A 13296-nucleotide genomic window follows, 5' to 3' on the forward strand; every position below is an offset into this window, starting at 1 on the left:
ATAGCGTTAAACGGCGGCTAGTCTATAGGGTAGAGGCCAATAAGATCAAGATTACTTATTACCAGCGTCTACTTCTTGCTCAAGACACTGCGGATTGGCCCCCTCTGAGGATACATTCTCATCAGCACCATATTTAAGCCGTGTGGGGCTAAAATCATCCAAACTAAAAGGGTGTTGTTCAAAGGGAATTTCGACTAGCACTTTTTTGCGCTTAGGCCGCTCATCTTTACTGAGCATTTTAGTAAACCAGTTACACATCATCCATGATCCTAAAAAAGTGAAAAAAAACTACATTTTTACCTTGGGCGCTTTCCTAAGCGCACTACAGCATGCTACCGTGAACCGACGTGGTTAACCAAGCATATATATGAACTTTCTTACACACTTACATCTTGCCGACATCAGTAAAACCCATCTTGCCGCTAATGTGGCAGGTAACTATATTCAAGCACCAATCTCACAAGCGCCAATGGAATTACGTCAAGCTTTGTGGCTAAACCAAGAAATTAACGCTTTGTGCGCCAGCCACGAACTCACTATCGAATTAATGGAAGCTTTTCCTGTAGCCTTAAAAAGCATAGCAGCAGAACTGATGGCAGTGAGTTTTGATCATTACTTGGCTTACTATTGGGAAGAATACCATCCAGAACCACTGGATGCATTTAGCCAAAAGGCTTATGGCGCCCTAGCGTCCTTTGCAGCACAAGGCAGTGACCCATATCATCCTCAATCTTTGTTAACGCTTATTCCAACCATGCGCAGCGAAGATTGGCTAGGCAGTTATACTACCGAGCAAGGACTACGCCGCGCTTTAACACAAGTGGCAAAACAGCACCCACAAGCTGCGCTATTTAAAGATAGCCATAAAATTATCGATAAAATGCAGATAGAAATTGAAACGGCATTTCGCACTTTTTATCCACAATTAATGGCTTACAGCCGCATTTGGGGTCGTAAGACGCCAGCTGAATATTTGCCCTCGACGCTCTAAAAAATGAGCGAGCATCAGATTATGCTGTTGGCCTAAGTAAATTTTGTTAATATGGCCGCGCGAAAATGAGGATAAGATGCAAATATTTGATTACCAGCCCCCAGCGGTTCCCTGGCTAGACATACGTTATAAAGATAGAGATCTGATTATCATCAATAAACCTTCGGGATTATTGTCTAACCCAGGTCGAGCAGCCCACACCTTCGATTGCGCGCTAACACGTCTGCAAACACTCTATCCTGAAACAATTTTAGTGCATCGCCTTGACTGCGCGACCTCGGGCATTATGGTGTTCGCTCGTAATAAGAAAGCCGAGTCACATCTAAAAACGCAGTTTCAAGATAGGCAGAGTAAGAAAGTTTATATTGCTGAAGTGATGGGAGATGTGACGCAGGAACAGGGCGTTATTGACTTCGCGATTGCGCCAGACTCTGAGCATCCACCCTATCAAAAGACGTTACAAAAGGGAGCGACTGGCGGTAAAAGCGCCCTCACCCACTACCGTGTACTCGAGCGCCGAGAAAACAGCACCTTAATCGAGCTTTCGCCAGAAACAGGCCGCACTCATCAATTACGCGTGCATATGCTTGCCCTAGGCCATGCGATTTTAGGCGATGAGTTTTACGGTGATGCCGAGGTTATCAAAGCCGCACCGCGTTTATGCTTACATGCAGAAAGCTTAAGTCTGACCCATCCCTATTCGGCTAAACCGCTCTTTTTTAGCAGTAAACATCCCTTTAGCGAATAACTCAATCCCATAAAAGCAAAAGGTCGCGACTTAGCACAGAGCTAAAATGCGACCTTAGTTATTTACGGATTCGACTGTCGTCGTTTAAGCGACGCGCATGCCTTGAGCAAAATCGGCATCGGCGGCTAATTTATCCGCTTGGAAATAACAGCCCTGCTCATTACAAAATTGCAATTGCTGCGACTGTGTCACGATAAAGAATTCACCAAAAAAATTACCGCCGACATCTTCTAGCTTTTGGCCTTCGGGTGTTTGCGTTATATAGACTTCATCTAAACTATGGCAGCCATCGCTAAACCAAGTTTCTAAAAAACATTTATCGTTTTCTTTATAGAGGGTAATTTTGTCACCCAATAAAGGACGATCATCTAACCAACGGCCTACAATTTCACGATTTTGCATATCGGTCTCCCGCCAATGAAGGCGACGGCGTTTTTCAATTCCAGACATCCTGATATCCTTATGCAATACCCAATCACCTGAGGTGAAAGTCAGTTTTGGTAGTACATTAAGCATAGAACCCATTTGACTCTTTACTCCTTATGACTACACATTACTTAAAACAACGTATGTAATGTGATCATTTGGTTAATTAATGTTTGCTAACTCTATAAAATAAAAAGATAAACACCTTTGATTAATTAATCGGCAGTGTAGCTCAATGTGTAAATTAAAACGTGATCATTATCACTCTTTACTCATTGCTAAAGTAAAGGTCGCTAAAAGACTTATTTCTGTAGTGAATAAGCTATTGGATCTTTTATGGCTCATTTGAATGAGGTTTCTGATATAAATCCTTAGTGAATTATCACACTAACAACGCCAAGGATAATTTCACTATTTTTAGGTCAAAAAATAAAAAGCGTTATGTATAATATTTATCGACGTAATTTTTTAGGTTAAAGATGCCGCTACCGCTGGGCTCGTCACTGCAAATATTGCCCTATACCAATCACTTAACCGTTAACTGCTCATAAAAAGACCAATAACGCAATTTATAATGCAGAGACCTGAGTTATCAGACCTGTTAAGCCGCGGTATGATCTCAACTAAATGGGAATAGCATGCATTGATGGCGATAGAGCCAATGGGGCGTAACAAACATAATTTTATCAAAGTGCTAGCGCTTACAATTGAATAATATTGGTACATTGTTGATCGCTCTGAGCGCCCCCCCAAACGGCATGATGATGGCGAACGCTAACTACGACCGCGAAAAACTCACTATAAGAGTAAGTGTCTCGGCCTTATTTTTATTTAATCAAGTCGATGGATGATATATCTGTCAGTTACAAGTAATAACAGCACAAGCTAGTAATAACCTATTTCTTTAATTGACAGTGAAAATTCACCGCTTTGCTGGGCACCAATCACTAGCCCTAAGCTGCAGAGTTGACTTAACGCTATATCTGGACGGGAAATTGCTTTACCGCGACATTGCGGCTGAAAATTACTGAAAGGAATATTGATACGCTGCCAATTTATGATTTTCGTGTCATTCACACCAAACATTTGATGACTTGGCATGGGCATTACCGCTTGATATACCGTACTTTGAGGGGTGTTTACATCTTTTAAATTCACTTTATAGTGCTTATCTCGCTCGCTATCTAGTACAAGATAAATCCCCGTAAACCCACTCACATCTATAGGGGTGAACTCACAACGCACCGAGGCAAAACCGCCACCATTAGCCAGTGAAACATGGCCACTGAACTCGCCATAACCTAGAGGCGAAATTATCATTTTACTGCGGGACAAACCGCCCATCACAGTATCATTTATGCCATACCAAGGCTTTATCGCATCTAGCACTTTAAAATCAAAAAAGATCATAACGACTCCCATAAAAAAGCAGCCACCTAAGTGACTGCTTTTATATTAATTTTCAATACGAATAACAGCACTCGTTAACTTATTTTAGCTTTATTCTCAGCAGCTTCACAAGCGGCAGCGGTAAAGATAACGTCAGTTGAGCTATTCAGTGCGGTTTCAGCAGCATCTTGAACCACACCAATAATAAAGCCCACTGCCACTACTTGCATAGCAACATCGTTAGAAATACCAAACAAGCTACAAGCCAGTGGAATCAGCAGTAATGAACCGCCAGCAACGCCAGATGCGCCGCAAGCTGAAACCGCGGCGACAACGCTCAGTAACAATGCTGTCAGTAGATCAACTTGAATACCTAAGGTATGAGCTGCGGCTAAAGTCAATACTGTAATAGTGATCGCCGCGCCGCCCATGTTAATGGTGGCACCTAAAGGAATAGAAACTGAATACGTGTCTTCATGTAGATTTAATTTTTCACATAGCGCCATATTCACCGGAATATTTGCCGCACTCGAGCGAGTAAAAAATGCGGTAACACCACTTTCACGCAAACATTGAAATACCAGCGGGTACGGATTACGTCTAATCTTAACGAACACAATCAATGGATTAACGATTAAAGCGATAATCGCCATCGCACCTAATAACACCGCCAATAGCTGTGCATAGCCTGCAATTGCCGCAAAGCCGGTTTCAGCAAATGTGGCAGCAACTAAACCAAAAATACCGATAGGCGCTAAACGAATAATAAAGCGCACCATTTGCGAAATACCATGGCTCATGTCGGCAAACACTTGTTTAGTCGAATCGGTAGCGTGATGTAAGGCTAAACCTAAACCCACACCCCAAGCGAGAATACCAATATAGTTGCCCGTCATTAACGCATTAACTGGGTTATCGACCAATTTGAATAATAAAGTATTGATGACCTCGCCAATGCCTTGTGGCGGACTTGTGCCTTCCACGCCAGCTACTAGTACTAAATCAGTGGGGAAAATTGAACTTAAAATGACTGCGGTTAATGCTGCGGCAAACGTGCCAAATAGATACAGAACTACAATAGGACGCATATTAGTTTGAGTATTTTTCTTTTGATTGGCAATCGATGACGCCACTAAGATGAATACTAATATTGGCGCTATCGCTTTTAATGCACCCACAAATAAGCTACCTAAAAAAGCGATATCTTTTGCGCTATCAGGTGAAAAAGTGGCTAAAACCACACCCGCGATGATGCCTAATAAGATTTGTATAACGAGACTTCCATTAGCCAATTTAGCTAATAATGATTTTTGTTTCATGAGTTAACCTATCGTTATTATATTTTGGTTGAGATCCCCAACGCACGCCTTCGAAAATGAGGCCATTAGGTTTTTATAGGATGTGACTGGACTTGTCTAGTCTTACAAAGAAATAAGCGAGCAAAATCCCCCTCTTGCTCGCCTAAAGCTCACAAAAACCGCACACGCTGCTTGATTAGTGCTTTTTGATAGCTAAATCAGCACCACGCAACATGGCATCAATCAACTCATGGGCATCAAATTTCGTTAGCGCTTCATTTGCCCCGACTTGATGAGCTTGGCTCACGCTAATTTCGCTGGATAGAGACGTGTGCAGAATAATGTAAGCATTGGCAGTTAACGGATTATCCCGCACCTCAAACGCCAATTCATAACCATCAAGCCCTGGCATTTCGATATCACTCACTAAAATATCAATAGGATGATGATCCAGTGCCGCCTGCTCCATAATAGCTAAGGCTTCTTTACCGTCTGCGGTCACCCGATAAGGTATGTTTATCATATCTAGGGCATCGGATAATTGCTTACGGGCAACTTTAGAATCATCAACCAGTAGAATATTCATCGGCTTAAGTTTTTCACGCTGCACATCGGTCAAAATAGCGCGGTTAGCTTGTGGGTTATCAGGGAAAATTTTTGACAATAACAGTTCAACATCGAGCAACTGCACCAATTGATCTTGAAAACGGGTAACGCCAGTCAAATAGGCATTTTTACCTAAGTTGGCTGAAGGGGCTTCAATATCACGCCAGTTACACTCGATAATTTTATCGATACCGCGCACTAAAAAGCCAATAATCATCCGTTGGCAGTCAGTGATAATAATGTAGCACTTCTCTAATTCATCGGCTGTTATCGGTCTGTAACCAATAGCGGCCGCCATATCAATAATCGGTATAGTATGGCCACGAATAGTCGCCGCGCCAAGAATCGTCGGGTGCGATTGGGGAATTTTACTTAATGGCGTGTACGGCACTAACTCACGAATTTTTAGCGTGCCCAAAGCAAATACTTGGGTCTGTGACAACTTAAACAGTAGTAATCCCTGCGACTGACTTGCCTTGCTTTTCATAATGATATGGGTAACTCACTCAAACGAATCTAGAGATAGCTTAACCTTAAAACAATTAAAAATTGATGATTAAGGTCAAACACATGAAAATTATTACCTATTAATTAGTCGATTTAACGACCAAATGGCTTTTAAAGACTTAGTCTTGTAATGCATATAAGACGTCAAAAGCAAATTGATCCCAACCTTCGGCAGTAAAAGCGATATCGCGAATATTGCGTACTTGGCTCACCGCATGTAATGGTGCTGCGCCGTTAACCATCAGATAATACGCCATAATTAAACCCGTGCGATCTTTACCTGAACGACAATGAATGACCACAGGTATATCATCAGCTTCACATTGCTGAATAAACGCTAAAGCCTTAGGCAACTGAGCCACACAAATCGCCACGTCTCCATTTTGGGGTGGCACATTGCGCGACAATGGAATGCATTCGTAACGTAAATCAAGCTGTTTAAATGCGCTCGGTTCGCAGCCTTCACCGCCATTAACTGACAAAACGGCACCAATGCCAGCGTCTTTGAGCGTTTGTAAATCCCAAGGATCTTTATTTGGGCCACTGCGCCCTGCGACTTTACCTTCAACTAACCAAAATAAGTGCTGCATAAACCTTACCTACGACAAGTGAGATGACAAGGGACATTAGAGATAAGCTAAGAATAGCTTGTTTCCAACGACTTAAGATTTTTTACCCCAAAATTCAGCATTGGCAGGCGGTAACTGTTTACGTTTTTTTTTGCCCGTACCTTCAGGCTTAGCGACTGGCTTTTCTTGTTCTAACAATTCGGTCGGCATTTCATCATCAGCTTCAAAACCCACAATTTGTTCACGCACTAGCTTAAGCTTATTCTTTTTTTCTATAATGCCAAAGTGGTGATAATCCTCATGAGAAATCAAGGTCACGGCTAAACCTGCTTCACCGGCGCGGCCACTACGGCCAATACGATGCATATAATCTGCAGGGCTTCTGGGCAAATCAAAGTTGATCACCACAGGCAGTTTATCGATATCAATACCACGAGCAGCAATATCGGTCGCAATTAACACACTGATCTCACCATTCTTAAAGCCATCGAGCACCCGCGTACGCGCCCCTTGAGCTTTATCGCCATGGAACACTTCGGCAGTGATCCCACGTTTAGATAACTTTTGCGCTAAATGATTACAGGTATTTTTGGCACTCACAAAAATCAACGCCTGTGACCACTGATGTTCTTTAATCAGATGCGCCAATAATGCGGTTTTCATCGGACGATTAACGGTAATCACCCGCTGATGAATCGTGCTTTCTTGCTCACTTTGCAATTGATATTCAAGTGGATTATTAAGCAGTTTTGCCGTTAATTCACGGACTTCTTCTGGGAATGTCGCTGAGAATAATAAGGTTTGTTTCTTGGCGGGCAACGCATCGAGCACTTGGGCTAATTCTTCTGTAAAGCCAAGGCTTAACATGCGGTCAGCTTCATCGAGCACTAAGGCGCTGACACGGTTAAGTTTGATAGCATTACTCGACAACAGATCTAACAAACGACCAGGCGTTGCTACGAGTACGTCGGCGCCAGAGCGTAAGCTCTGCATTTGCGCATTCACCGATACACCACCAAACGCAGCGACAATTTTCAGTTTGCCATTGAGATGTGAGGCATAGGATAAAAAGCTGTCAGCGACTTGTTGTGCTAATTCACGGGTTGGGACTAAGACCAAACAACGAACATAAGCGCCTGTCTTATCCTCTGTTTTTGCTTCAACAAGTTGTTGCAACAGCGGCACGGCAAAGGCTGCCGTTTTACCCGAGCCCGTATTAGCACCGGCTAACACATCGCGCCCCGCAAGCACAGCGGGGATCGTCGCCGTCTGTACTGGTGTGGGCGAAACATACGCTAATTCGGTTAATCGATTTAGCAAGGGTGCAATAATGCCGAGTTGGGCAAAGCTTGCCGCAGAGGAAGAAGCCTGAGTCATAGAAAGTTTAACTGCTCACCAATATCTTAATAGACGGCTATTCTAGCTTAAATATCGAGTCAATGCTTGGCAGTTTCCAGCGTTAATAACTGCTGTTTCATCGCAAGCCCATAGGCGTAACCCGTTAACTTGCCGTTTTTGCCTATCACTCTATGGCAAGGAACGATAATCGCAATGGGATTCGCACCATTGGCAGCGCCCACGGCGCGCACCGCCTTAGGCCGACCGATTTGCTCGGCAATCTGCCCATAACTGCAGCTCTGTCCGTAATCTAGATTGAGCAAGGCTTGCCATACGTCGCGCTGAAATTCAGTGCCCTTAGGTGCGAGCTTTACATCAAATTCAATCAGTTCACCTGCAAAATAACGCGCGAGCTGCACTTGAGTTTCACTAATATGCACCTTAGCTTGATTGAGGACATCCTCACTCACCTTGGCAAGCGCAATCTCAGTGCGTTCCGAGCCGACAACCGTTAAATGACTCAGCCCATAGGCATTGGCATTTAACTGCAATATTCCAACAGGACTGATAAACGTACCCACGGCGCAGGGCTGATATTCTGCAATGCTTAGTGCTTGGTTCAATTGACGAATCGCATGTTTCATAATCTGTCTCTTTATTTGCTCTTTGTTTGATCTTAATTTGGTTCTTAACTGAACTGCTTACTCATCTTTTTAAACTGGCCATTCAATGTGAGACGGCTTAATGGTTATTGATGCCAGAGCTGAAACGTTAAATAACTGCCCCAAGGCGCGATTTCTTGACTCAGTTGCTGGCACAGCTTCGGGTAGTTAACCGTACCCGCAGCGGCTTCATCCAGCCTATGGGTCTTGCCATACAAAGCAAGCAAATGCTTTTTAACAATCAAATCGGTATGCAAAAACACGTTTGGATCACCTAAGCCACGAAGCTTGGCATACGCTATCGTCCAAGGACCTATGCCTTTAACGCTTAGCCAATCATCGACACTCGCCTCAGGATGTGCGCAGATAAACGCCGCGAGCGCATTGAGGGCTAATTTACGAGCGCCGGGCATTTTTAGCTCTGTTAGACTCGCCTCACGAATGGCCTCGGGTGTAGGGAATAATCGATACTCACAACCATTGAGGCTAAAACGATCGCCATAGGCTTCAACTAATATATTCAGTAACTTAGTTGCCTGCACGACCGTCACTTGCTGGCCTAAAATCGCACGGCAGGCCGCCTCAAATAAGGAACCTGCACCGGGAATGCGTAATCCCGAAAACGGTGTTAATCCTAAACTTGGTAGCGCACTTAAGCCTTGTTCAATCTGCAGCATATCCGCATCGAGATCTAAAATGCGCCGCACTTCAGTGACCAGCAATTGTAGCTCATCGACAGGAGAGTCTTCGGTCAACATTATCGCGAGTTTGAAGCGATTTAGCTTAGGCTCATGGATAATATCCACTGTGCCGCGCATCTTACCTAGGGCAAAACAACGACCATATTCAAGCCCGTTAGCTTTAACTTCAGTGGTAAAGTTCGCCTCCTGTTCAAGATGCACTGCTTCGCTCGCTTGTGGATGACTCCTTTGCGGCGAGAACCATTCCATCCCCGTCACTGCACGTAAGCGATAAAATGCCAGCTGCGATGCCCAATCTAGCGGCGGACGATAATACTGATACAAGGTTAATCCATAGTGCGGCACAAATTCACCCAAAGTATCAATTTCACCGAATCCTGTTGATGGCTCAATCGTTGATGGCTCAATCATGGACTCCTTTGCCGCTTTGGTTAATGCACTCTTTCTTAACTGCGTCGGCGTCAATTGCAAGGTTTGCTTAAACGCCTCATTGAAACGGCGAATACTGTTGAAACCCGCCGCCATCGCGACTTGAGTGATAGATAATTGGGTTTGGTGCAATAATTGTTTCGCAAACAGTAACTGCCGGTATAAGGCATATTGTTTTGGCGAAGTGCCAAAGCCTTCGGTAAATAGCTTATTAAGATAACGACTGCTGATCCCTAATCGGTCAGCCAATTGTGTTACTGTCGAAGCTGGCTCTCCCGATGATTTTCCCGCTAAGGCGCCCGCTTCGATTAAGCTAATGGCCCTCGCTAACGTTGTGCCAGTCCCCTTCCAAGGATTCGAGCCCGGCGCACTGTCGGGGCGACAACGTAAACATGGGCGTAATCCTGCCTGCGCGGCTTTAATGGCCGAATCAAAATAACGCACATTTTGCTCTTTTGGTGCCACGGCAGGACACACAGTTCGGCAATAAATGCCCGTCGTTAATACGCCCACAAAAAACTTACCATCAAACCGCGGATCGCGGCTCATCCTCGCCTCACGGCAAATGGACGCAGAAAGTTGCCCTGCAATGGACTCCAGCGAATGCACCGAATCTATTTCATCACGCTCATTTGCACTCTCAGACGCTCTATCTGCACTCATTTTTCATCACGCCCGACAATATTCGCTCACAATTAATTTCTTGTTGATTACTTTACGTAAAACTAACATGTAGCACTAGCGGAAAACGGAACTCAATCATTTCCATGCTGTTAATGCATGAAATCCTATATGCTATACCCAAGCTACCTGAGGATACGAGTTTCAACAGCAGCTGGTTATTTAGGTATAAATACGACTATTTTTTATCTCAACATAGAGTTAATTCATGTTTAAACGATTTGAATCTTGGGTTGAAGCCCTCCCCGATGACGAACCCACTAAGCCACCTACTGGGGTTTATGCTTTTTGTCGTCACTATACTAAAGGCTACGAGCTGCCATTAATCCTAATGTCTATTCTGACCGCAATGCTGGCCATGCTTGAGGTGTCATTGTTCGGATTTATGGGCCAGTTAGTTGATTGGCTTGTGAAAAAAGATCCACAGACCTTATTTCAAGATGAAGGGACAACCTTAATACTCATGGGCGTGATGATGCTGATTGTCATGCCTGTGTTGGTATTACTGCATGCGCTTATCATGCATCAAACCTTACTCGGCAATTATCCTATGTCGATTCGTTGGCTCGCACATCGTTATTTGCTGAAGCAAAGTGTGTCATTTTATCAAAATGATTTTGCGGGGCGAATCGCGACTAAAGTGATGCAAACCTCCTTAGCCGTGCGCGAAACTGTGATGAAATTGCTCGATGTACTGGTATACATTTTAGTGTATTTCACCTCTATGCTAGTGATGATCGCCAGCGCCGATGTGCGTCTCGTACTCCCCATGTTAGTGTGGCTCGCATTGTATGTTGGGCTGCAATGGTATTTTGTACCTAAGTTAAAAAGTGTCTCTACTGAGCAAGCCGATGCACGCTCAACCATGACAGGCCGTATCGTCGACAGCTACACCAACATCACCACAGTAAAATTATTCGCTCACACACAAAAAGAGGCTGAATACGCTAAATCCAGTATGCAAATATTTTTAGATACTGTGTATCGTCAGATGCGTTTAGTGACTGGCATTAGTGTCAGCGTGCAGATTATTAACTATATGTTGGCCTTTAGTATTGCAGCGGTATCGATTGCCTTATGGACCGATAGCGCTATTACTGTCGGTTCCATTGCCATAGCGGTGAGTTTAGCACTGCGTTTAAACGGCATGTCACAGTGGATAATGTGGGAAATCAGTTCATTATTTGAAAATATTGGCACCGTCATCGATGGGATGAACACGCTATCAAAAACAACAATAATCCAAGACGAACCTAACGCAAAACCGCTTATCGTTAATCAAGGTAAGATTGATTTCAAACATGTGTGTTTCCATTACGGTGAACAGACTGGCGTGATTGAAGATCTGAATCTGCATATTAAAGCGGGTGAGAAAGTCGGTCTTGTTGGCCGTTCTGGCGCGGGTAAATCGACCCTAGTCAATTTACTCATGCGTTTTTATGATGTTGAAAAAGGTCAGATTAATATTGATGACCAAGACATCAAAACGGTAACGCAAGATTCACTGCGTTCGCAAATAGGCATGGTCACGCAAGATACATCACTTTTGCATCGCACTATCCGCGAGAATATTCTTTACGGTAATCCAAGTGCCAGTGAAGAACAGCTCGACAGCGCCATTAAGCAAGCTCAAGCCTATGACTTTATTCAAAGCTTAAGCGATCCTAACGGTAACCATGGCTTAGATGCTCAAGTCGGTGAGCGGGGTGTAAAACTCTCTGGCGGACAAAGACAACGTATCGCCATCGCACGGGTTTTATTAAAAAATGCACCGATTTTACTACTTGATGAGGCCACTTCTGCGCTAGATTCAGAAGTTGAAGCGGCAATACAAGAAAGCTTATATGAATTAATGCAAGGTAAGACAGTGATCGCCATTGCCCATCGACTTTCAACCATTGCCGCAATGGATAGGCTAATCGTGTTAGATCAAGGCCGAGTCGTCGAACAAGGCACACACCAAGAACTTATCGCCGCTGGCGGTATTTATGCCCAACTATGGGCGCACCAAACCGGTGGATTCTTAGGTGTAGATTAAGCCAAAAGTTAGATGACGAAAGGCGACACTCAGCAATGAGTGTCGCCTTTTTTTATCTCAACTATATACATACCTTAATACAGCCCTCTTTTTGGAAACCTCCCCCTCACTTTCACTCAAATTACCAGCCAGTTTAACGCGACACCTCTACCATACTCGTAGCTATAAGAACCGCTCACTTAAAACCTCACTCGCTCAGCTATTGGAGAAATGAGATAAATCGCTATTAACGGTTCACAATATCAGTATTGGGACTATTAGCATTGAGAGTAATAGCATTCAAAATGTCAGACATTAAACAATCCGAAAGATTATTTTTAATAGAGGGTTAGCATAGAGTTAAGCAGGAAGGCGCCTTAATAAGTTTTATCGCGTGATTAAACAGAGTTACAGTTTGCGGCCTTATTTATCGTCATGAGTGGATTGCATTGAAGGATTACTTCGATGAATAACTCAGGGCGGATGACTTATAAATGAATCGAGTTAATTCTCAATTTCACACTCAAAATTTAGAGACAAAAAAACCACCTTAAGGTGGTTTATTGTCTTTAACCAAAGTTTCGATAAACCTTGATTAAAATTGGTATCCCCTAGGGGATTCGAACCCCTGTTACCGCCGTGAAAGGGCGGTGTCCTAGGCCTCTAGACGAAGGGGACCCGGACTTATGTTTCACCTCATAACTGAGGCGCTCAATTAAGAGCAGTATATCGACTCATGTAGGCTATGATATCGATACCTTTGTTCTTACCAAACAACACGTTAGTTATCTGCTAGGAACCAAAATGTGGTATCCCCTAGGGGATTCGAACCCCTGTTACCGCCGTGAAAGGGCGGTGTCCTAGGCCTCTAGACGAAGGGGACCCGGACTTATGATTTAACTCGTAACCGAGCTTTGTAACACATTCACTTCCG

At 43.9% G+C, this 13296-nt stretch carries 12 protein-coding genes and 2 tRNA genes; 3 read left to right on the top strand and 11 right to left on the bottom strand.

The window, feature by feature from the left end; translation table 11 throughout:
- Window positions 1–51 precede the first annotated feature (51 nt).
- Window positions 52–261 (bottom strand): hypothetical protein, encoded by a 210-nt coding sequence (locus tag ACRN9H_RS07525; protein ID WP_432313142.1) that lies wholly within the window; start codon window positions 259–261, stop codon window positions 52–54.
- A 106-nt stretch (window positions 262–367) separates the two neighbouring features.
- On the opposite strand from ACRN9H_RS07525, the gene ACRN9H_RS07530 reads away from it, so the two are divergent.
- Together ACRN9H_RS07530 and ACRN9H_RS07535 are read left to right on the top strand one after the other, a co-directional pair.
- Window positions 368–991: an ACP phosphodiesterase gene (locus ACRN9H_RS07530; protein ID WP_432313143.1), complete on the top strand. Its 624-nt coding sequence runs from the start codon at window positions 368–370 to the stop codon at window positions 989–991.
- A gap of 76 nt (window positions 992–1067) precedes the next feature.
- Complete coding sequence (locus ACRN9H_RS07535) at window positions 1068–1739, top strand: RluA family pseudouridine synthase (RefSeq protein WP_432313144.1); 672 nt, start codon at window positions 1068–1070, stop codon at window positions 1737–1739.
- Window positions 1740–1823: 84 nt separating this feature from the next.
- On the opposite strand, the gene ACRN9H_RS07540 is transcribed toward ACRN9H_RS07535, so the two are convergent.
- From ACRN9H_RS07540 to ACRN9H_RS07575, 8 genes are all read right to left on the bottom strand, one after another.
- Window positions 1824–2264 (bottom strand): hypothetical protein, encoded by a 441-nt coding sequence (locus ACRN9H_RS07540; RefSeq protein ID WP_432313145.1) that lies wholly within the window; start codon window positions 2262–2264, stop codon window positions 1824–1826.
- Window positions 2265–3050: 786 nt separating this feature from the next.
- Window positions 3051–3575 carry a CIA30 family protein gene (locus tag ACRN9H_RS07545; RefSeq protein ID WP_432313146.1) on the bottom strand — a complete coding sequence of 175 codons (525 nt, stop codon included), beginning with the start codon at window positions 3573–3575 and terminating at the stop codon, window positions 3051–3053.
- Window positions 3576–3649: 74 nt separating this feature from the next.
- Window positions 3650–4873 carry a serine/threonine transporter SstT gene (gene sstT, locus ACRN9H_RS07550; RefSeq protein WP_432313147.1) on the bottom strand — a complete coding sequence of 408 codons (1224 nt, stop codon included), beginning with the start codon at window positions 4871–4873 and terminating at the stop codon, window positions 3650–3652.
- A 175-nt stretch (window positions 4874–5048) separates the two neighbouring features.
- Complete coding sequence (locus ACRN9H_RS07555) at window positions 5049–5945, bottom strand: chemotaxis protein CheV (RefSeq protein WP_263188399.1); 897 nt, start codon at window positions 5943–5945, stop codon at window positions 5049–5051.
- A gap of 139 nt (window positions 5946–6084) precedes the next feature.
- Window positions 6085–6555 carry a dual specificity protein phosphatase family protein gene (locus ACRN9H_RS07560; RefSeq protein ID WP_432313148.1) on the bottom strand — a complete coding sequence of 157 codons (471 nt, stop codon included), beginning with the start codon at window positions 6553–6555 and terminating at the stop codon, window positions 6085–6087.
- A 72-nt stretch (window positions 6556–6627) separates the two neighbouring features.
- Window positions 6628–7911 (bottom strand): DEAD/DEAH box helicase, encoded by a 1284-nt coding sequence (locus tag ACRN9H_RS07565; protein WP_432313149.1) that lies wholly within the window; start codon window positions 7909–7911, stop codon window positions 6628–6630.
- 59 nt (window positions 7912–7970) lie between these two features.
- Window positions 7971–8516, bottom strand: a complete 546-nt coding sequence (locus tag ACRN9H_RS07570; RefSeq protein ID WP_432313150.1) for a methylated-DNA--[protein]-cysteine S-methyltransferase — start codon at window positions 8514–8516, stop codon at window positions 7971–7973.
- A 104-nt stretch (window positions 8517–8620) separates the two neighbouring features.
- The gene (locus ACRN9H_RS07575; protein WP_432313151.1) at window positions 8621–10327 is read right to left on the bottom strand and encodes an Ada metal-binding domain-containing protein; all 1707 of its coding nucleotides are present in this window, start codon (window positions 10325–10327) and stop codon (window positions 8621–8623) included.
- A 226-nt stretch (window positions 10328–10553) separates the two neighbouring features.
- Between ACRN9H_RS07575 and ACRN9H_RS07580 the strand changes: the two genes are divergently transcribed.
- Window positions 10554–12383, top strand: coding sequence for an ABC transporter ATP-binding protein (locus ACRN9H_RS07580; protein WP_107882282.1), 1830 nt, complete (start codon window positions 10554–10556; stop codon window positions 12381–12383).
- Window positions 12384–12964: 581 nt separating this feature from the next.
- Here the strand turns inward: ACRN9H_RS07580 and ACRN9H_RS07585 are convergent.
- Both ACRN9H_RS07585 and ACRN9H_RS07590 read right to left on the bottom strand, forming a co-directional pair.
- Window positions 12965–13040: transfer RNA gene (locus ACRN9H_RS07585), tRNA-Glu, on the bottom strand.
- A gap of 129 nt (window positions 13041–13169) precedes the next feature.
- Window positions 13170–13245, bottom strand: a tRNA-Glu gene (locus ACRN9H_RS07590).
- Window positions 13246–13296: the final 51 nt, after the last annotated feature.

The sequence above is a fragment of the Shewanella sp. MF08487 genome, from assembly GCF_050848685.1.
In the GTDB taxonomy this organism is placed as follows: domain Bacteria; phylum Pseudomonadota; class Gammaproteobacteria; order Enterobacterales; family Shewanellaceae; genus Shewanella; species Shewanella glacialipiscicola.